General features: G+C 50.7%; 24 protein-coding genes, 1 pseudogene and 1 other annotated feature. Of the genes and pseudogenes, 15 read left to right on the top strand and 10 right to left on the bottom strand.

Features of this window, described 5'->3' with window-relative positions; translation table 11 throughout:
* Positions 1-48 precede the first annotated feature (48 nt).
* From LH23_RS17940 to LH23_RS17905, 11 genes and pseudogenes are all read left to right on the top strand, one after another.
* On the top strand, positions 49-306 hold the full coding sequence (locus LH23_RS17940) for a VENN motif pre-toxin domain-containing protein (RefSeq protein WP_156108058.1): 258 nt from the start codon (positions 49-51) through the stop codon (positions 304-306).
* Positions 307-441: 135 nt separating this feature from the next.
* Entirely contained in the window at positions 442-900 is a 459-nt protein-coding gene (locus tag LH23_RS17935; RefSeq protein ID WP_039294121.1) for a hypothetical protein, read from the top strand.
* Between the two features lie 240 nt (positions 901-1,140).
* Positions 1,141-1,467 (top strand): hypothetical protein, encoded by a 327-nt coding sequence (locus tag LH23_RS17930; protein WP_039294120.1) that lies wholly within the window; start codon positions 1,141-1,143, stop codon positions 1,465-1,467.
* 202 nt (positions 1,468-1,669) lie between these two features.
* Positions 1,670-1,888 (top strand): hypothetical protein, encoded by a 219-nt coding sequence (locus LH23_RS24405; protein ID WP_331280462.1) that lies wholly within the window; start codon positions 1,670-1,672, stop codon positions 1,886-1,888.
* Positions 1,858-2,109 carry a hypothetical protein gene (locus LH23_RS24400; protein ID WP_331280461.1) on the top strand — a complete coding sequence of 84 codons (252 nt, stop codon included), beginning with the start codon at positions 1,858-1,860 and terminating at the stop codon, positions 2,107-2,109. Before LH23_RS24405 ends, LH23_RS24400 begins: the two co-directional genes overlap by 31 nt.
* 89 nt (positions 2,110-2,198) lie before the next feature.
* On the top strand, positions 2,199-2,657 hold the full coding sequence (locus LH23_RS17920; protein ID WP_039294118.1) for a hypothetical protein: 459 nt from the start codon (positions 2,199-2,201) through the stop codon (positions 2,655-2,657).
* Between the two features lie 473 nt (positions 2,658-3,130).
* The gene (locus LH23_RS17915) at positions 3,131-3,625 is read left to right on the top strand and encodes a hypothetical protein (RefSeq protein ID WP_039294116.1); all 495 of its coding nucleotides are present in this window, start codon (positions 3,131-3,133) and stop codon (positions 3,623-3,625) included.
* Positions 3,626-3,702: 77 nt separating this feature from the next.
* A pseudogene (locus LH23_RS23605) lies at positions 3,703-4,178 on the top strand (polymorphic toxin type 25 domain-containing protein).
* 4 nt (positions 4,179-4,182) lie between these two features.
* Positions 4,183-4,638 (top strand): hypothetical protein, encoded by a 456-nt coding sequence (locus LH23_RS17910; RefSeq protein WP_039294115.1) that lies wholly within the window; start codon positions 4,183-4,185, stop codon positions 4,636-4,638.
* Positions 4,639-4,658: 20 nt separating this feature from the next.
* Positions 4,659-4,778, top strand: coding sequence for a polymorphic toxin type 25 domain-containing protein (locus tag LH23_RS24450; protein WP_156108057.1), 120 nt, complete (start codon positions 4,659-4,661; stop codon positions 4,776-4,778).
* Complete coding sequence (locus LH23_RS17905; protein WP_039294113.1) at positions 4,765-5,226, top strand: hypothetical protein; 462 nt, start codon at positions 4,765-4,767, stop codon at positions 5,224-5,226. The genes LH23_RS24450 and LH23_RS17905 overlap by 14 nt, the downstream gene beginning before the upstream one ends.
* A gap of 73 nt (positions 5,227-5,299) precedes the next feature.
* Here LH23_RS17905 and yciA read toward each other — a convergent pair whose 3' ends face one another.
* The 4 genes from yciA to LH23_RS23600 are packed head-to-tail and all read right to left on the bottom strand — an operon-like array spanning position 5,300 to position 7,473.
* Positions 5,300-5,695, bottom strand: a complete 396-nt coding sequence (gene yciA / locus LH23_RS17900; protein WP_039294112.1) for an acyl-CoA thioester hydrolase YciA — start codon at positions 5,693-5,695, stop codon at positions 5,300-5,302.
* Positions 5,695-6,231, bottom strand: coding sequence for a septation protein A (locus LH23_RS17895; RefSeq protein ID WP_039294111.1), 537 nt, complete (start codon positions 6,229-6,231; stop codon positions 5,695-5,697). Before LH23_RS17895 ends, yciA begins: the two co-directional genes overlap by 1 nt.
* 59 nt (positions 6,232-6,290) lie before the next feature.
* The gene (locus LH23_RS17890) at positions 6,291-7,034 is read right to left on the bottom strand and encodes a YciC family protein (RefSeq protein WP_039294109.1); all 744 of its coding nucleotides are present in this window, start codon (positions 7,032-7,034) and stop codon (positions 6,291-6,293) included.
* Positions 7,035-7,062: 28 nt separating this feature from the next.
* Entirely contained in the window at positions 7,063-7,473 is a 411-nt protein-coding gene (locus tag LH23_RS23600) for a YkgJ family cysteine cluster protein (RefSeq protein ID WP_071842744.1), read from the bottom strand.
* Positions 7,474-7,758: 285 nt separating this feature from the next.
* Between LH23_RS23600 and ompW the strand changes: the two genes are divergently transcribed.
* Entirely contained in the window at positions 7,759-8,391 is a 633-nt protein-coding gene (ompW, locus tag LH23_RS17885; protein ID WP_039294107.1) for an outer membrane protein OmpW, read from the top strand.
* A gap of 84 nt (positions 8,392-8,475) precedes the next feature.
* Here the strand turns inward: ompW and LH23_RS17880 are convergent, their stop codons facing one another.
* The 6 genes from LH23_RS17880 to LH23_RS17855 all read right to left on the bottom strand — a co-directional run bounded on the left by LH23_RS17880 (position 8,476) and on the right by LH23_RS17855 (position 16,425).
* Positions 8,476-9,525: a hypothetical protein gene (locus tag LH23_RS17880; protein WP_039294105.1), complete on the bottom strand. Its 1,050-nt coding sequence runs from the start codon at positions 9,523-9,525 to the stop codon at positions 8,476-8,478.
* A 367-nt stretch (positions 9,526-9,892) separates the two neighbouring features.
* Positions 9,893-10,699, bottom strand: coding sequence for a tryptophan synthase subunit alpha (gene trpA / locus LH23_RS17875; protein ID WP_039294104.1), 807 nt, complete (start codon positions 10,697-10,699; stop codon positions 9,893-9,895).
* On the bottom strand, positions 10,699-11,889 hold the full coding sequence (gene trpB, locus LH23_RS17870) for a tryptophan synthase subunit beta (RefSeq protein ID WP_008454293.1): 1,191 nt from the start codon (positions 11,887-11,889) through the stop codon (positions 10,699-10,701). The genes trpA and trpB overlap by 1 nt, the downstream gene beginning before the upstream one ends.
* Before the next feature lie 12 nt (positions 11,890-11,901).
* The gene (trpCF, locus tag LH23_RS17865) at positions 11,902-13,263 is read right to left on the bottom strand and encodes a bifunctional indole-3-glycerol-phosphate synthase TrpC/phosphoribosylanthranilate isomerase TrpF (RefSeq protein WP_039294101.1); all 1,362 of its coding nucleotides are present in this window, start codon (positions 13,261-13,263) and stop codon (positions 11,902-11,904) included.
* A gap of 4 nt (positions 13,264-13,267) precedes the next feature.
* On the bottom strand, positions 13,268-14,863 hold the full coding sequence (trpD, locus tag LH23_RS17860; RefSeq protein ID WP_039294098.1) for a bifunctional anthranilate synthase glutamate amidotransferase component TrpG/anthranilate phosphoribosyltransferase TrpD: 1,596 nt from the start codon (positions 14,861-14,863) through the stop codon (positions 13,268-13,270).
* Complete coding sequence (locus LH23_RS17855; RefSeq protein ID WP_039294095.1) at positions 14,863-16,425, bottom strand: anthranilate synthase component 1; 1,563 nt, start codon at positions 16,423-16,425, stop codon at positions 14,863-14,865. Before LH23_RS17855 ends, trpD begins: the two co-directional genes overlap by 1 nt.
* A 21-nt stretch (positions 16,426-16,446) precedes the next feature.
* Positions 16,447-16,544: a sequence feature (Trp leader region), on the bottom strand.
* 138 nt (positions 16,545-16,682) lie between these two features.
* On the opposite strand from LH23_RS17855, the gene rnm reads away from it, so the two are divergent.
* From rnm to LH23_RS17840, 3 genes are read left to right on the top strand one after another with little or no spacing between them, the layout of a single operon-like run.
* A complete protein-coding gene (gene rnm, locus LH23_RS17850; RefSeq protein WP_197062524.1) occupies positions 16,683-17,582 on the top strand; it encodes an RNase RNM in 900 nt (299 codons plus the stop codon).
* On the top strand, positions 17,579-18,199 hold the full coding sequence (locus LH23_RS17845; RefSeq protein ID WP_039294091.1) for an L-threonylcarbamoyladenylate synthase: 621 nt from the start codon (positions 17,579-17,581) through the stop codon (positions 18,197-18,199). Before rnm ends, LH23_RS17845 begins: the two co-directional genes overlap by 4 nt.
* A 10-nt stretch (positions 18,200-18,209) precedes the next feature.
* On the top strand, positions 18,210-19,031 hold the full coding sequence (locus LH23_RS17840; RefSeq protein WP_039294088.1) for a MerR family transcriptional regulator: 822 nt from the start codon (positions 18,210-18,212) through the stop codon (positions 19,029-19,031).
* The last annotated feature ends 27 nt before the right edge of the window (positions 19,032-19,058 follow it).

Genomic DNA, 19,058 nt, shown 5'->3' with positions numbered 1-19,058 from the left:
TAAATATTGACGCTGATAAATAATATTTTCCGGGCAGCAACTTAAGGTGTGTGGCCCGCTAGCCGCGGCTGCCGGAGGTATGAGTTCGGCGTGATGGGCGACAGCCTGGCAATGGCGTTTTACGGTAAAAAAGCCGAAGCGCTGGAGGGCAAAGAGAGGGACTTCATCAGCAACCTTGCTACCGCCATAGGCGCAGTGGCAGGCGGTAGCGTGGGTGGCAGTACGTTCTCAGCCGCCAGCGGTGCAAATGCTGCCCGGGTTGAGGTTGAGAATAATCTTCTGAGCGGTGGAACTGAAGAAGGATAGATAAAATAATCACAGAAGTATGAGGAAAATATGTTTATGCTCCTGGTTTGTCGTTGAAACCCATTCCGAAAGGGGATTGGAGAAAACACATGAAGTCAATTAATTATAATGGCATAAATATAATGGATTGAAGTAATGAATACATCAAACGGCAAAGAACTTTATGATGTTATCAGCAAGCTTGGGGATATCGAATGGAGAAGGATTCCATCCAGATACCCCTCTTTTAAATTTAAAAGCACTCCTGAATTTAGCGAGGATCGCTCATCTCGACCTCCAGCGACAAGTTTTAGATTTTCAAATGAAAATGACCAGATAATTGCTCTTCTGGAAAAGGCAGTTAATTCATATTGTGGAATATTGAAATGGACATTAATAAGTCAAAAAAAAGAATTTGGCGAAGGTGTAAATAGATGTATATTGCCAGAATATGTTAATAAAAAAAGAGATTTTGCATGGTCTGAATTTCAACTTACAGCTGATAAGTATATGGAAAAATATGAACCAGATTTCGGTCCAATCGCTTATGAAGATCTTGTTGGATTGGCCATGCATGTGCGTGCAGTGTTCAAAAATGCCGGGTATGACGTATAAATTTGGTTTGAGTGCTCTTTAACAACGGATTTGTAACTTGACGTTGATAAATAGTGCTGTAGGGCAAAGAGAGAGCATTCATCAGAAACCTTGCATTTCTGAAGATTTTATTTAGTTTCGTGTGTAGAAAAATTTATATAAAATAACTCATGTCTCAGACTAAAAATTATCCGGCTAGAGCTTATTTTATGTCGGTCAAAAATGCTACATTTTATACATATTAATAATGGGGATAGTTGCATGTATAAAAATGAATTATACGTAAAAATGCTAGAGCTTGCGCTGCCTTACATACGAAACCTACTACAATTGGAAAGGAAAGAAAAAATTCTGAATTTGTCTTGCTATCTGGAAGCTGAGTTTGTTCATAATTTGACGGTTACCATTCTGGATAAGAACTTTACAGATCACGACATATGGTTTTTGAATCACCAAGCAAAAGCTTACTTTGAAAAATGTAATGAAGATATATCGCCAAACTACAATCAAAATATTATGTATATAAAGGAGTTATTTAGTATAGTGCCTAATGATTCGAAATCTAAACTAATTTGGGTTGGTCCATAATAAAACCAATCACGTAACTTTGTTGTTGTGATTTTAGTCTACATGCCAGTTAGTTACTCTCTTAACCGACATCTTTAATGAAAAGCTTATGCTACACCAGATATTGATAGTCATAATTTTACTGGTGTGTGGAAGATGTTCGACCGAACAGAGAGTCATTTAGGGACTTATGATGGCAATTTAGAAGATTAAAGGTTAAATAATGTTTGGTATTTTCCATAGTGGTGAATTGATAGTAGAGAATAATGAGTTGGTTCTTCCTTGCTCAATAGTAATTGGTTATTTTACTGAATCACTTCATATTCCTATGTCTTATTGGTCAATTGAGGATTATAAAATAAGCTGGATGAGTTCTCTTAAGCAAGGGATTGAAAAAAAGATCACTCCGCTTTGGCTGTTTCAATGTATGAGCCTAGCTTAACAAATTTTATTTTTATATGGGTGATGTATTTTTATGACGAGGATGTTTATATTAAAAAAATGTTGTTTTTAGATGAGCGTTCAGAATTTACCCCAGGACCCATTAATGATTTCATTGGTAGGCGAGAGACTCATAGTGAAGAGGGTATGGAAGTATCTGAATGGAAAACCGACTTAAAAAGTATTATTGATTTTTATTATTATCTTAAAGACTCAAATTAAAACCGATCCTTAGGGAGCGGGGAAAAGCATGTAAAATATTTAAATCAAGGAAATGTTATGCTCTCCGACAAATTTCAGGGATTATAATAATGTCTCATATAGGTAAGAAAGAAACCGTATTATTAAATTTTATCGAATCTTTAGGTGTTCTCGAGTGGCGTCGTTATCAGAGTCGGATTCAGGATGAATGGGTAAATGACCATTTTGAAAAAGTTGATCGTTCTAAGTATCCCCCTTACACCAGTTTTCGGTTTAAAGAAGAGAATCCGGAAATTGTTGTGTTGTTAGAAAAGGCCATTAAATCTTATAAAGGAGAAGTGCAGTGGTCTATGATTAGCCAAAAAAAAGAATATGGCCCAGGGGTTAATAGATGTATCTTGCCTAAATATATTGAAGAACTTGGTAAGAAAATGGAGGCAGGTACACGTGCAGTAAACGAGTATGTTAGTGAGTATTCTCCAGATTTTAGCCCGATAGCTTATGATGATCTTCAGAGTCTTACTAAACATGTGCGTGCTGTGTTCAAAAATGCTGGGTATGACGTATAAATTTGGTTTGAATGCTCTTTAACAACGGATTGGATTTGTAGCTTGGCTATGATAAATAGTGCTGTAGGCAAAGAAAGGGACTTCATCAGCAAGATTGAATCCCTGAATGTGTTATTTACTATCATTCGGATTTTTATCATAATGCATTAATTGAAGAGAATTTATTAGATGACCTTCGGGAATGCGACGAAACCGCCTATAACCGATCTCTTGAAATCCTGAAAGCAGATGGTCATATAAATCCGGATTTCTATTGATCATTAAAAATATCTGTCGCGGTGCCGATATTTTAATTTGTCTGCCAGTCAGTTACTGTTCTTCCTGTGTAGCTTACTGGGGACTACCTGGAGTCAGTTGAAGGGGACTAATATTCTGGAGATTCCTTCTTGAGCTCAACCTATACCTCAATCAGTACTTGGTTCAGCTAAAAAAGCTAATGTAATGACCCGTAATGCCAACGGGGAGGCATATAAATGGATAAGGATGTTTTTTACTGTAAGTCATGGTTTAGAGCAAAGAAAAAACCAATTGAGTTATGGGATGAAAAGAAAGCCCTCAAAAAACATAAGGTAGGTGAGCCTTACACTGTGCTGATTGGTTCTGATACGAATCCATTATGTTTTATTAATGTAACGCAGAATGCTGGATGGGTCAGTGTGAGTTTTCTGGATAAAGAGCTCAGAGAGTATCTTTTGTATAGTTTCAATGTATTGAATAATATTGATATTTTTTTATCAACGGCGGTTTATAGAGAGTTCGCTGAAAATGAAGGCGAAGGTGCTGGTATATTGAATGTATCGCGTGGGACCACTTACATTTTTAATGAGGATGGAAATACCGTAGTACGGGAAGAGCAGTTTAATCCCCATCTTTTAGAGGAAAGCCAGACGAAGACTGATGTATCAGGAAATTATGATCGTTTCCCTGAGTTTGGTTGTTATGATTCACTGATTAAAGTTGAACGATAATAAAACCTGGTATTGCCGGGCTTCTCTTAAGCATTAATCTATCTGAGGTATCGTAGCGAGGCTACCTTCCTGCATCGTTGGCTTTCAGTCTGGGAGATAAAGGCGTCGCCAGTGACAAAATAACCAAAGCAATAGAAAAATCACATCTCAACCCACCATTCGGAGATGTAGCAAAAATTAAAGATGGTATGAAAGGACAAGTGGTGGCAGGGGTTGGCGCAGGAGGGTATCTTGAAAGTGTTCTTTCCGAAGATAAATTCGCGATCAATGCAGGGTGACAAAGGCCTTCAGCTGGCGAGCTGATGCATCTGTAGGTTTGACTTTTGGGCCTTACCCGATTAAAGATTTCAGCCCTACCTATGATTATGCAGGTTCCGTATCGGATGGAATTATTTCTGTTGAGGGGGATATTGGTAAAGACGATATTGGTGATTCTTTGATATTTGGCGGTGGAATTGGCACAAGTTTCCGACAAAGTGAAAACCACAATAATCAGCCTGAGCTTAATAGTTCCGGTAGTACCGAAATAATGTCGTGGCCTATAAAGGACTAACTAAATGATGCTGTTGCTGTTAGCTATTGCTCTGATTGCGTTTGCTGTTGGAACAGTCATATTCTATCGGTTTGGTAAGATAACGGAGAGAAATCTTCAGTATCCCATAACAACAATGCATTTTTTTGATTCACTTTTTTTTGGACTCGGAAGAAAAAGCGAGATGAACATTGCTGCCTGTTCTTTCTTGATTTTTTTACTAAGCCTGTGGGGAATCTTTTATTTAAAATTGAAATCCCATTTTTGGGGGAGTCCCGAAAGTTATTTTGGCTTGGGGATCGCCGGAATTTTCTTTCTGATAATGCATTGTCGCTATAGTGCAAAGCATGTTGTTATCAAGCATGATGGCCTGGCACCGATGAGGGAATTAACTAATATCAGAAGATCTGGATTCACCAGCCCATTTTTATGGCTAAGTCGGATTGGGTATCTGGGATGGTTGATCGGGATGATACGCTAAATTAGTATACTAACATCACTATGTTTTCTAGTGTAGTTACTGATGTTGGATTGAAAACATCCACAACCTCACATCAGAGTGGAAAAATTGAAATGAATAGCGATACAGCTAAGGAAGTCTATCACTATGATTTCAAATGATATTTTATTTAACGTGCTGTCTGTGATGATGTTATTTTTCCTAATTATTTTCGCAGGGTGTTTTTTCATTTTTGTTTATAAGGCGCTCGGTGGTCCAAGGGTTGGACGCGATTCTTTTCTTTTTTTTAATTTCATCTTTTTCAGACGTAATATTTTATCAGGACTGGCATTGACCTTTCTTGTGCTGGCATATGCAGCTGAAGCTTTTGCTCAGTTGCGGGAAGGTGCAAGTATCACGACACTGCTAGCGAATGTGTCCGGGAGTCTGTCAATTTTGCTTTTCGGTGTATACGGGAAGTATTTATATCGGGGAGTTATTGATGATAAAAATCCATTTTTTTTCATCAAGGTATTCCTGACTAAGGTTGATTTTTCTTTTGCGGATGTGCTTCTCTGGCTATCGAGATTTACCTATATTGCCTGGGTTGTAATAATTATTTATAACTAAATCTTGCCGGTTAACTGCAGTCTAAAGGCTTAGGGAATAAAAAAACCCGGCATTGCCGGGCTTCTCTTCATCACTAATCAATCTGAGGTATCGCGCGAGGCTTGCCTTCTTTATCCACAGCGACATAGATAAATATCGCCTCGGTGGCTTTGTAGCGCTGGCCGATTGGCTCGGAAGAAACCTTTTTCACCCAGACCTCCACATTGATGGTGATGGACGTTGTCCCGCGCTTAACGCAGCGGGCGTAGCAGCACACCACATCGCCTACTGCCACTGGCTTCAGGAACGTCATGCCGTCCACGCGCACGGTTACCACGCGGCCATGCGCGATTTCTTTGGCCTGAATGGCGCCGCCCATGTCCATCTGCGACATCAGCCAGCCGCCAAAAATATCGCCGTTGGCGTTGGTGTCCGCTGGCATCGCCAGGGTGCGCAGCACTAATTCACCTTGCGGTAATTCGTTCGGCATTACTGCTCTTCCTTTGGCATATGACGGTAGATGTAGACGCCGCTCAGCAGGGTAAAGACCAGCGTGATAGCGGTCAGCCCGAAGACTTTAAAGTTAATCCAGATGCTTTCCGGGAGCCAGAACGCCACGTAAATATTCAATAAACCACAGGCGATAAAGAACAGCGCCCAGGCGATATTCAGGCGTGTCCACACCTCAGTTGGCAAGGTGATTTCTTTACCCAGCATGCTCTGAATCAGCAGCTTGTTCATACCGAACTGCATCACCAGCAGGGCAGCGGCGAACAGGCCGTAAATCAGCGTGACTTTCCACTTAATGAATTCGGCATTGTGGAAGTAAATTGTCAGGCCGCCAAACACGGCAACCATCACAAAGGTCACCAGCGTGGTTTTTTCCAGCTTGCGGTATTTCACCCAGCTGTAAACCAGCGCGAGGGCGGTGGCGATGATCAGCGCCCAGGTGCCGACAAAAATGTCGTACATCTTGTAGAAGGCAAAAAAGACAATCAGGGGCAGGAAGTCGAGAAACTGCTTCATAATCTGTTCCGTAAAGAGGTGACTCCTGACTATAACGCGCGGTCAGGAGTCGGGGAAGGTTATTGACGTATCAACATGTACAGGCGGAATAAGTAGATAAGCAGCACGGCAGAAATCAGGTTGCTTATGGTATTCGCAATCACGGCCCCGGCTTCAGGCGACAGCGCAGCAAAGCTGGATGCCAGCAGCAGTAACGCCGTTTTAGCTGCCAGCCAGGCAACAACCGCAGGGGCGACAAGGCGCATGTTTGCCCACACCAGGCGCAGGCTGCTGCGCATAGAGCGGAAAATCCCGATTTTATCCTGCACCAGCATCACCGGGGCAAGCGACAACAGGATTGCCAGCAGCACGCCAGGCACAACCACAAGCATGATGCCGATTTGCACCAGCAGCGTGGTCAGGAAGATCAGAATAAACATTTTTGGCAGCACGGGCGCGGAGGCACCAATCGCGCGCAGGGCACTAACGCGCTGACCCGCTGAGACGATCTGCATCAGTACCATCATGCTGGCCGCCAGAATAGCGTTGCCAATCAGGCCCGAAAACGTGGAGGCCGCAGACGCTTTCAGTAACACTTGCTGCTGTTCCAGCGACATATTCTGCACTAAATCAAACAGCCCGACGCTGCCCGCCAGGTTATCTCCCTCACTCAGAATCGCCATTTGTTCTTCGCTGGGCGAGAACGCACGGCCAATAATCACCGAAATTAAGGCGCAAAGTAACGCAATCAGCAATATGGTAACAAACTGATTACGCAAAAAATTCCCCGTGTCACGGTATACGGAACCTGCCGTGATAGACATGCACTCTCCTTGATGTTGCTAACGGTTATCAATCTGGGGGCAATTGTACCCTGGATGAGGCTGCCGTGGCACCACAAAGACTTTCTATAAGCGGTTGAATAGCGTCAGTTCCGTACAGCGGTACCAGGCCGTAGCGGGCTCTTGCCCGGTTGCAGGCATCGTGGGTGATACCGTTTTCCCCGGACATCGCAAACTCGCGGCAGGGCGAAGGGCGATTATCATAGATGCTACAACTGACCCGCTGACCCGGCTCGCCCTCCAGCGCAACGCAGCGGCTATTGCGCTGGTTGGTGCCGCTCATGCAGCGCAGGAAAGGGGTAACAGGTTCGGTTAAGTGTGAAGGGACCAGGCCGCCAGCATCGTCGGCTTCAGCCCAGTAGAAAGAGACACGAAAGTAAGCACAACAGGCACCACAAGTCATACAAGGGTTATCGCTCATCTTGCACCTGCAACTTCTGATTTCACGTTCCAACGGTTGAGAGGAATATCCAAATTAGCCAGGGCAGGACGTTTTGCAAGAGGTGGAGGGGGAAGAATTTTCAGGATGTGATTATTCACAAAGTTGATCTGGTTTCGGTTTGTTGTTTTTCACTGCGCAACCAAAAATTAATCCAGATCATTGAATGTTAAATTAGTGGATAAAGTGTGATCGGTGTTAGATCACTTTGTACTTCTTTCTAAGTATATTCAGCCCGCTGTTAAAAACCATAACAAGGGAAGGGCTATGAAAAAACTCACACTGGCATTACTGGCGATGGGATGTTTGTCCGGTGCGGCGTCGGCGCATCAGGCGGGGGAATTCTTTATGCGCGCGGGTACCGCGACGGTGCGACCCACCGCGGGTTCGGATGACGTGCTCAACATGGGCAGCTTTAAAGTTGATAACAATACCCAACTGGGGCTGACCTTCGACTATATGGTCACCGATAACATCGGGATTGAGCTGCTGGCGGCAACGCCGTTCCGTCATAAGGTAGGGCTTGGGCCAACCGGTGACCTGGCCACCGTGCACCAGCTGCCACCCACGCTGATGGCGCAGTGGTACTTTGGCGATGCAGGCAGCAAAGTACGGCCTTACGTGGGCGTCGGGGTGAACTACACCACCTTCTTTGACGCAAGTTTCAATGACACCGGCAAAAGCGCGGGCCTGAGCGATCTTAAAGTGAAAGATTCCTGGGGTGCGGCGGGTCAGGTCGGGCTGGATTATCTGGTGAACGAAAACTGGCTGCTGAACATGTCCGTCTGGTATATGGACATCGACACCACGGTGAAATTTAAAGCCGGGGAAGAGCAGCAGAGCATCAAGACGCGCATCGATCCGTGGGTGTTTATGTTCTCCGCGGGTTACCGCTTCTAAAGGCTGTGACCGAGCTGGCCGTCAGTTGGCCATCTCGGTCAGGTTTATCTCTCCCGTAAGTGATTAATGGCTATCACCCCGATATCAATGCCGTGCCTTTAATCCAATCGTACCGGCAGTTTGATCGTATAAAACATAGTTATCAAAATAGGTGATAATCCCGCCGTTAATGGTGTTCAGGCTGTGTTTGGTCAGATTAACGATGTGATGGATATAGCGTCCGCCATCGCTAGCGACCTTGAAGCGTTGCCCAAATTGTTTGCCATCTGCCAGCGTAAGCGTGTAGTGAACCGGAGTACCGTCTGGCCATTTGTCCTGCGCCTGTGGATCGGCGCTGAAGTAAATAAAGCCCTCGGAGCCGCTATCTATGATGTTTTTCCCGCAGACTTTTTCTCCGGTATCAAGTCGTTCCAGGCAACCGTCAATCTCGCTATCTTTCCAGTACTGATGTGTATCCCCGTTTTTTGGCGGCTGCGCCGATAATGCGATTTTTCTAAACCCACTGATTTCGGCATTCAGCGGATTAATAATCAGCTTACCGGGCTCGCTGTCGTGCGGGCGAGGGAGAATCACTATCCATCGCTCACCCATTGCTAACAGGGGATTAGGTGCATTGTTGCGGGTCATGCCGATCCCCAGAATAGCTTTGTAGCCAGCGCTCACGGGATCGCCGCCCATACGAAATTGCTCAATCGGCGCTTTGGAGGCAATGCAATGCGGGCGAATAACATTGCAGGTGGCGGATTCAACCTGTTGAACAACGGTCGACATCGTGATGCCGCCGAGTCCAACTTGCGTTCTGACAAGTTCGCCATCAAGCTGCACGCCGCTGGCATATTGCACGTGTTCAGGTTTGTTGAGCCGCTCTACATTGTCGGCGTTAAGCACGCCCGGCATCACGCGAAGGCCGACCGAACCGGTATCGAGCATCGTTTCAACGGGTTTGCCACCAATGGTCAGCGTCACGCTATAACGCAGGCCATCGTTAGCCATCAGTTTGGCATGAATGGGAATGACGATGCGGGGGAGCGTCTGGGCAAATGCCTGCGGCAAACCGAGCGTTAAAGAGAGTAATACGAAAGCAAAACAGGTTGTGACTCTGGAAATGTGTTTGAAAAGAGTGGTGTCAGACACGGTGTGTGATCCTGTGTATGCATAGCAAAATGTTTTTATTCTTATCGCTGATGGCAACCAGCGTTAGAACGTGCTTTCCGCTCCAAATTTTTTGGTGTGAGTGCAAACCCGACAGAAGGGGTTTGACCGCTTTAGGGTCGTCTTCCTGCGACTCTCATTTCCCAGCGGCGATAAAATACAAAGAGTAAAGGCGCAATGCATGCGATTTTTGCTGCCTGGCGCTAAAAGAGGGCAGGAACGAAGGAATGTGTCTGAAGGAAAGCGCAGGCACAGCGGCTATCGTGTTGAAAGAAAGAATAATCAATACTCTTTCAAAACCGCTATGCCTGATATTTTCGGATACTTCTGGAGTACCCTTACATTTTGATTAACCGCGCGTGGCGGCTTTCATGTTCTGCACGAACTGTTTTAGTTCGCTGAGCATCACTTCAGGCTGCGCCAGATTCTTTTCGATGATTTTCACCACCGCAGAGCCTGAAATCGCGCCTGCTGCACCGGCGGCAATGGCATCGCGTACCTGAGAAGGTTCGGAGATTCCGAAGCCTTGCAGAGGCGGTGCGGCCTGATATTCGCCCAGTTTCTCAATTAAATGATGTAGCGGAAGCTGAGCGCGCGTTTCGGTGCCGGTAACGCCTGCACGAGAAAGCAGGTAGGTGTAACCCCTGCCATGAGCCGAAATTTCACGCAGCAGCGTTTCGTCGGCGTTCGGCGGGCAGATGAAAATAGGCGCGACGTTGTGGCGCATTGCGGCGTGGCGGAATTCAGCGGACTCTTCCACCGGCACGTCTGCAACCAGCACGGAGTCCACGCCCACTTTGGCACACAGCGCATAAAACTCGTCGATGCCGCGGTTAAAGACCAGGTTGGCATACATCAGCAGGCCGATCGGGATCTCCGGGTACTTTTGGCGGATCGTCGCCAGCATTTCAAAGCACTGGGTTGGCGTTACGTCAGAAGCAAAAGCCCGCAGCGCTGCGCCCTGGATGGTTGGCCCGTCCGCCAGCGGATCGGAGAACGGAATGCCCAGCTCGAGCGCATCCGCGCCGCCTTCAACCAGTGCATCAATAATTTTCAGCGAAAGCTCAGGGTTCGGGTCGCCCAGCGTCACGAAGGGAACGAATGCGCCTTCCTTGCGGGCCTGCAGCTGTTCAAACAGATGATGATAACGTTCCATTACATTTCCCCTCGTGCTTTCAGAATATCGTGGACGGTGAAGATGTCTTTGTCGCCGCGGCCAGAGAGGTTCACTACCAACAGCTGCTCTTTTTCAGGGTTCTCGCGCATCATTTTTAAGGCATGGGCGAGGGCGTGGGAGGACTCCAGCGCGGGAATAATCCCTTCGCTGCGGCACAGTGCTTTAAAGGCATCCAGCGCTTCGTCGTCAGTAATGGAGACATAATCAGCGCGGCCGGTGCTGTTCAGGTACGCGTGTTGTGGCCCCACGGACGGGAAGTCCAGCCCGGCAGAAATAGAGTAAGACTCTTCAATCTGCCCTTCGTCGGTTTGCATCATCGGCGACTTCATGCCGAAGTAGATCCCCACGCGGCCATGTTTCAGCGGCGCGCCGTGCTCACCGGTTTCGATCCCGTGCCCGGCTGGCTCAACGCCAATCAGGCCCACGCTGGTTTCGTCGATAAAGTCGGCAAACATGCCGATGGCGTTGGAGCCACCGCCCACGCAGGCGATCACCGCGTCAGGCAGGCGACCTTCTTTTTCCAGGATCTGCGCTTTGGTTTCTTCGCCGATCATGCGCTGGAATTCACGCACGATGGTCGGGAACGGGTGCGGACCCGCAGCGGTGCCGAGCATGTAGTGCGCGGTTTCATAGCTTGCAGACCAGTCGCGCAGCGCCTCGTTACAGGCATCTTTCAGGGTGGATGAGCCGCTGTGCACCGGAATGACTTCGGCCCCCATCAGGCGCATACGGAAGACGTTTGGCGACTGGCGCTCGACGTCTTTGGCACCCATATAAATGCGGCATTTAAGGCCGAGCAGGGCGCTGGCGAGAGCAGACGCTACGCCGTGCTGACCCGCGCCGGTTTCGGCGATGATTTCGGTTTTGCCCATGCGCTTGGCAAGCAGCGCCTGGCCCAGCACCTGGTTAGTTTTGTGTGCACCGCCGTGAAGCAGGTCTTCACGTTTGAGGTACAGCGTGGTGTTGGTGCCTGCGGTGAGGTTTTTGCATTTGGTCAGCGCCGTTGGACGGCCCGCGTAGTTCTTCAGCAGGTCGGTAAATTCCGCCTGGAACTCAGCGTCGCTTTGTGCCGCCACGAAAGCTTCTTCGAGCTGGCGCAAAGCAGGCATCAGGATCTGCGGCACGTACATACCGCCAAATTCACCAAAATAAGGGTTCAGTAAAGTCATGGTATCTCTTCCTTAGTAAGCCCGCAGGGTCCGGAAGACCGCAGCCAGCTTGTTAGCATCTTTTATTCCTGGCGCGCTTTCTACGCCAGAGTTGAAATCCAGTCCCGCGCAGCCGGCTTTAGCCGCTTCCACGCAGTTATCCGCTCCGAGGCCGCCCGCCAGAATCACGTTGTCCAGCTTTTGTCCGGCTAACAGTCGCCAGTCAAAGCTTTGCCCGGTGCCGCCCTGGCCGTTATCGAACACGTATTTGTCGACGTGCTGCAGATTCCGCTCTGGAAGCGAGTCGGCCACGCTTAACGCTTTCCAGATTTGTGTTTTCTCCGGCAGCAGCGCACGCAGCTCATTAATGTATGCCTGGGTCTCAGCGCCGTGAAGCTGAACTGCGCTCAGTGAGAATGTCTCTACTTTCTGCACAACTTCTGTTACCGGCGTATTTCTGAATACGCCCACGTAGCGAAGCGGCGCGGAGGCAATGACTGCGGCGGCTTTCTCATCGCTGACGAAACGCGGTGAAGTCGGGACGAAGATCAGGCCCCCGTAAATAGCCCCGGCTTCCTGAGCTGCACGAGCATCTTCCCCTCGGGTCAGGCCGCAAACTTTGTTTTCACCCAGCAGCACGCGGCGTACCGCAGCGTTCAGGTCATCCTCACTCATCAGCGCAGAGCCAATCAAGAACCCGTTGGCGAAGTGGCTTAGCTCACGAACCTGGGCGTAATTATTGATGCCTGATTCGCTGATCACCGTTACGCCATGAGTCAGACGTGGAGCCAACTGGCGGGTGCGGTCCAGGTCAATGGACAGATCGCGCAGGTCGCGGTTGTTGATGCCAACCACTTTGGCACCGAGCGCGATGGCACGCTCCAGTTCTTCTTCGTTGCTGACTTCAGTCAGCACGCCCATGTTCAGACTGTGGGCCACGGCGGCCAGCTGGCGATACTGTTCATCGTCCAGCACCGAGAGCATCAGCAGGCAGGCATCCGCCTGGTAAAAACGCGCCAGATGGATCTGGTAGGCGTCGATAATAAAGTCTTTGCACAGCACCGGCTGGCTGACAATTCCGCTGACGATCGGCAGAAAATCGAAGCTGCCCTGGAAGTATTTCTCGTCGGTCAGCACCGACACGGCAGAGGCATAATGCTTATACACACCGGCGATAAGCGCCGGGTCGAAGTCATCGCGGATCACCCCTTTAGAGGGAGATGCCTTTTTGCACTCAAGAATAAAGACGGTGCGGGCACCCTGCAGCGCGTGATAGAAGTTCCGCGTGGCTGGCACAATCTCATTCTGGAAGCTCGCCAGCGGCTGCTGCTGCTTGCGGGCTTCGACCCACAGCGCTTTGTCAGCCACGATGCGGTTTAAAACAGTCTCCTGCATTCCCTTATCCTCTCCCTGCGAGCGCGGTAACGCGGTCATATGCGGCTCCGCTGTGCAATACATCCAGCACTTTTTTGACGTTAGCCTTCAAGTCTTCATGGCCGTGCAATCTCATCAACATCGCTACGTTAGCCGCGACGGCAGACTCGTGCGCGGTCTCGCCTTTACCTTGTAGCAGGCGAGTCAGAATGTCACGGTTTTCTTCCGGCGTACCGCCCGCCAGCGCTTCCTGGTGATAGGCCGGAAGATCGAAATCGGCGGCGGTCAGCTGATAGCTTTTGATTTCGCCGTTATTTAATTCAGCGACCAGCGTTGGTGCATGGAGCGATACTTCATCCATGCCGCCGCTGTGAACCACAGCCGCACGCTTATAGCCGAGGACGCGCAGGGTTTCAGCAATCGGCAGCACCAGTTCCGGGCTGTAGACGCCGATCAGCGCCAGCGGCGGATGCGCCGGGTTAATCAGCGGCCCCAAAACGTTGAACAAGGTACGCGTTTTCAACTGCTGGCGAACCGGCATCGCGTGGCGGAATCCGGTGTGGTACTTAGGCGCAAACAGGAAGCAAACGCCCAGCTCGTCCAGCGCTTTACGGGAAGCGTCCGCGTTCATTTCCAGGCTGATGCCAAACGCTGCCAGCAGATCGGAGGACCCCGAACGACTGGAAACGCTGCGGTTGCCGTGTTTGGCGACCTTTAGCCCGACCGCAGCGGCGACAAAGGCGCTGGCGGTGGAGATATTAATGCTGTTGCTGCCGTCACCGCCGGTGCCGACGATGTCTGCAAACTCGTAGCTCGGGCTCGGGAACGGTGCGGCGTGCTCAAGCAGGGCGGATGCGGCCCCGGCGATTTCGTTCGGGTGTTCGCCACGTACCTTCATGCTAACCAGCGCGGCGGCAAGCTGCTCTGGTTTCAGCTCACCGCGAACGATGGCGGAAAACAGCTGGTGGCTCTCTTCGCGGCTCAGGGTTTGCGCCTGATAAAGCTTGTCGAGGATCGGCTGCAGCGTATTGGCCTGCTTCAGCTTCTGCAGCGCCCAGTCGAGGGTTTGTTCCAGCAGGCGTGCGCCGTGGCTGGTGAGGATGGATTCCGGGTGGAACTGGAAGCCCACAACCCTGTCAGCCTCGTGGCGAACCGCCATCACCATGCCGTCGAAATGCGCATTAATTGTCAGGCCGGCAGGGATGTTGCTGCCCACAAGGGAGTGATAGCGCGCTACCGGCAGCGGGTTAGGCAGCCCGGCAAACATCGCTTCGCCGTCATGGGAAATTGAGGAAGCTTTGCCGTGCAGGATTTCGCCTGCCTGGCCGACGTAGCCGCCGTAGGCTTCGACAATGGCCTGGTGGCCGAGACAAATACCGATAATTGGCAGTTTACCGCGCATACGCGTCAGCAATTCTGGCATACAGCCCGCTTCGCTTGGGGCACCAGGCCCTGGGGACAGCATGAGCACCGGGTTATCCATGGTGGCCAGACGTTCGATCAGGGTTTGCGCCGGGACGTGGTTACGGTAAATCACCACGTTATGGCCGTTCGCGCGCAGCTGGTCTGCCAGGTTATAGGTGAATGAGTCGATATTATCGAGCAGCAGAATGTCAGCCATTAGAAAATCTCCTGGGCGTGATGCGCGGTAGCAATGGCGCGCAAAACAGCGCGGGCTTTGTTTCTGGTTTCGTCGGCTTCGGACTGCGGGTCTGAATCAAGTACAACGCCAGCGCCAGCCTGCACGGTGGCAATACCGTCTTCAACGTAGGCTGAGCGGATGACGATGCAGGTATCGAGGTCGCCGTGGGCGGTGAAATAACCCACCGCGCCGCCGTAGCTGCCGCGACGGACGCCTTCGGCCCCGGCAATCAGCTGCATCGCACGGACTTTCGGTGCTCCGCTCAGGGTGCCCATGTTCATACAGGCGCGGTAGGCGTGCAGCACGTCCAGGTCGTGGCGCAATTCGCCAACAACGCGAGACACCAGGTGCATCACAAAGGAGTAACGGTCAACTTTGGTTAAATCAGCCACGTAGCGGCTGCCCGGCGTACAGATGCGGGCGAGATCGTTGCGTGCCAGGTCAACCAGCATTAAGTGCTCAGAAAGCTCTTTATGGTCGGTACGCATTTCCAGCTCGATGCGGCTGTCCAGGTCGCGATCCAGCGAACCGTCGGCGCGGCGGCCACGAGGGCGGGTGCCGGCAATCGGGTAAATTTCAATCTGGCGATTCGTCGCATCGTATTTGAGTGAGCTTTCCGGGGAAGCGCCAAACAGCGTGAAATCGTTGTCCTGCATAAAGAACATGTACGGGCTTGGGTTGCTCTTCTTCAGCGTCTGGTATGCCGCCAGCGGTGACGGGCACGGCAGCGAGAAGCGGCGGGACGGCACAACCTGGAAAATTTCACCGATGCGAATGGCTTTTTGCATCTGGCGAACTACCGCCCCGAACTCTTCGTCGGTCTGATTGACATCGCAGCTCATGTGCTCAACTTTCTGTACAGGCAGAGCAGCAGGCTCTTCGCTGATTTGCTGGCGCAGCTGTTCGGTGCGTTTCAGCAGGCGCTGTTTTTCGCTGTCTGACGGCGTAAACAGACTGGCCTGAATGCGGGTTTGCTTTTTCTGGTGATCGATGGTCAATAAGGTTTCAGCCAGGTAGAAGCAGTAGTCCGGGCAACGGTTGTCCTGTTTCAGCTGCGGCAGGTCTTCGAAGCCGGCCACCAGGTCGTAGGCAAACAGACCGCCGAAGAACATCGCATGACGCTCTTCCGCTGGTACGCTGACCAGTTCCTGCATAATGCGGAATGCATCAAAGACCGACAGCGAGCACAGGCGCGCGTCTTCATCTAATAACGTGCTGACCGTTGGGAAACGCAGGGTGCGGCCATCCGGGAAATGTTCGTTTTCGACGCCGGCTGGCAACGCGGCATCCAGCAGCGGCAGCAGGGAAGCGCCGTTAGCAGACAATGCCTGTAAGGTGACAGTGTCACCTAAGGCCGTAATGCGCATGGCGCTATCCACCAGCAGAAGGCTTTTTAAGTCGTCTTTACTATCGATGTCTGCGGATTCCAGCAGCAGCGTCGCAGGGCGCGCACCGCACAGCTGGTGGAAAAGGGCCGTTGGGTTTTCACGGTAGGCAGCTTCGCTGCTCAGGAGTTCAAGTTCCGGTTTTTGTGTTTGCATTTTAGTTCTCAAATTTTGTTCAAAAAAAAGCCCGCATCGTTGGCGGGCCTGGTATCTGTGCTGTTAAACAGCGTACGCGATCGCACCGCCCGAGTTCAGGGAGTACGCCACCAACCGTGCAGGGAATTCATCGCTTTCATTTCAGATACCTCGTTATGTGAACTTGCGTACTAGTAAACTGGTTCGCGGCTATATTGTCAATACTGATTTTTTAAAATAGCCGATTATCGTTATCATGGGCCGCTAAATTTCTGTTTATCCATTCTGGAGCCATTTTGAGCGAGCCCACCCTGGCCACGATCCACGATTTACACAGCCACACTACCGCCTCGGATGGCCTGTTGTCTCCTGAAGCTTTGGTTAATCGCGCGGTTGATATGCGCGTCACTGTACTGGCTATTACCGATCATGACACCGTGGCGGGCCTGCCTGCTGCGAGGGCTGAAATCCAGCGCCTAAATTTACCGCTACAGTTAATTAGCGGCGTTGAAATCTCCACCGTCTGGGAAAATCACGAAATTCATATCGTTGGCCTGGGCATTGATGAGCATCACCCGGCGCTGAAGCTTTTTCTTGAACAGCAAAGTGAACGCCGCAGCCAGCGCGCGGTAATGATTGCTGAGCGGCTGGATAAAGCACGTATTCCCGGCGCGTTAGAAGGGGCGATGCGCCACGCAGGCAATGGGGCAATTACCCGCGGGCATTTCGCTCGTTTTCTGGTCGAGCAGGGCAAGGCCAGCAATATGGGAGATGTCTTCAAGAAGTATCTGGCGAAGGGGAAAACCGGATACGTTCCGCCCCAGTGGTGTACAATAGAACAAGCTATTGATGTGATTCATCATTCTGGCGGGCAGGCGGTGCTGGCGCATCCAGGGCGCTACGGCCTGACCGCAAAATGGCTAAAACGACTGCTGGCGCACTTTGCCGAACACGGTGGCGATGCCATGGAAGTTGCGCAGTGCCAGCAGGCTCCCAACGAACGTACTCAGCTTGCGAGCTACGCTAAGCAATTTAATCTGCTGGCGTCGCAGGGGTCTGATTTTCATCTGCCCTGCGCGTGGATTGAACTGGGTCGTAAGCTGTGGCTACCGGCGGGCGTTGAGCCCGTATGGCAGCACTGGGAGCAGAGCCACATCGCTAAAGAGAGGGCAGTATGAGTCAGTTTTTTTATATCCATCCGGATAACCCGCAGCCGCGCCTGATTAACCAGGCCGTCGATATTATTCGTAAAGGCGGGGTCATTGTTTACCCTACCGATTCCGGCTATGCGCTGGGCTGCAAGATTGAAGATAAGGGCGCTATGGAGCGCATTTGTCGTATTCGTCAGCTCCCTGACGGCCACAACTTTACCCTGATGTGTCGGGATCTGTCCGAGCTGTCGACTTACGCCTTTGTCGACAACGTGGCATTCCGGCTGATTAAAAACAACACGCCGGGGAATTACACCTTTATTCTGAAGGGCACCAAAGAAGTTCCTCGCCGCCTGCTGCAGGAAAAACGTAAAACCATCGGGCTGCGCGTGCCTTCAAACCCGATTGCGCTGGCGCTGCTTGAAGTGCTGAACGAGCCTATGCTGTCGACCTCGCTGATGCTGCCGGGCAACGAGTTTACCGAGTCCGATCCCGAGGAGATCAAAGATCGCCTCGAGAAAGTGGTGGATCTGGTTATCCACGGCGGTTATCTGGGGCAGCAGCCCACCACGGTTATCGATCTGACGGAAGACGCGCCGGTTGTTATGCGCGAGGGCGTCGGGGACGTTAAACCTTTCCTGTAAGGAAATCGCTATGGCCCGATTTAACATTGATGTTCTTGCTTCTCAATGCGGCGTGACGCCCGCCAATATTCGCAGCTGGCAGCGTTATGGGTTGATCAAGCCGCAGGTGGATGAGAACGGGCACCGTTTTTTTGATTTTACCCACTGTTCGCAGGTCGCCGCTATTGTCGGCTGGCTTGAAAAAGGGGTTGCTTTGTCGGATATGCTGGCGCTGCTGAAAGGCGAGGAGATGTCTCCGCCTTTCAGATGGCTCGACGTTCAGGAAGCCCTGCTGGCGCAGTGTGAAGCGATGCAGCCTGCGAAGCTGCGGGGGCTTATCTGGCGCTATGGCCGCGAAGTCCCGCCCGCTATTTTTATCGATGAAGTTATCCGCCCGCTGAGACTATGGCTTAACGCCGATGCACAGCAGGAGCAGGCGATGAATAGCGCATTGCTTGATACGGCGCTGATTGAATATGCGACGTTCGTCCTGGCCAGCGGGCGTAAGCGCCCGGGTGGCAGTCTGTTTATTCTGGCGCTTTCGCTTAAAGACCCCGTTGAACTGTGGCTGGAAGGGATCCGTTTTGCCAGCGACGGTTTTTGCGTCGAGGTACTGGATCGCGGTATTCCCTGCCCGGATCTTAGCCGTATTCACGCTGACCACATTATGATTTGGGCCGATAAGGCGCTGGATGCTAATCAACAGGCGCTGTATCACCGCTGGCTGAAGAGTGGCATTCCTGTTTTTCTGGGGGGCAGTGAGGCCGCCAGAGGAAATAAACATGCGGCTACTCCGCGAAACTGTGCTCCCGGCGAGCGAACTATGCTGCTGGATACTCAGAGCCAGCGGTGAGTAAATCGGGAAACGGGTTTTCACTCC

The organism is Cedecea neteri (assembly GCF_000758305.1).
Taxonomy (GTDB): Bacteria; Pseudomonadota; Gammaproteobacteria; order Enterobacterales; family Enterobacteriaceae; genus Cedecea; species Cedecea neteri_C.
Note: the sequence above shows the minus strand (reverse complement) of the source record. Positions and strands in the feature narration are given on the sequence as shown.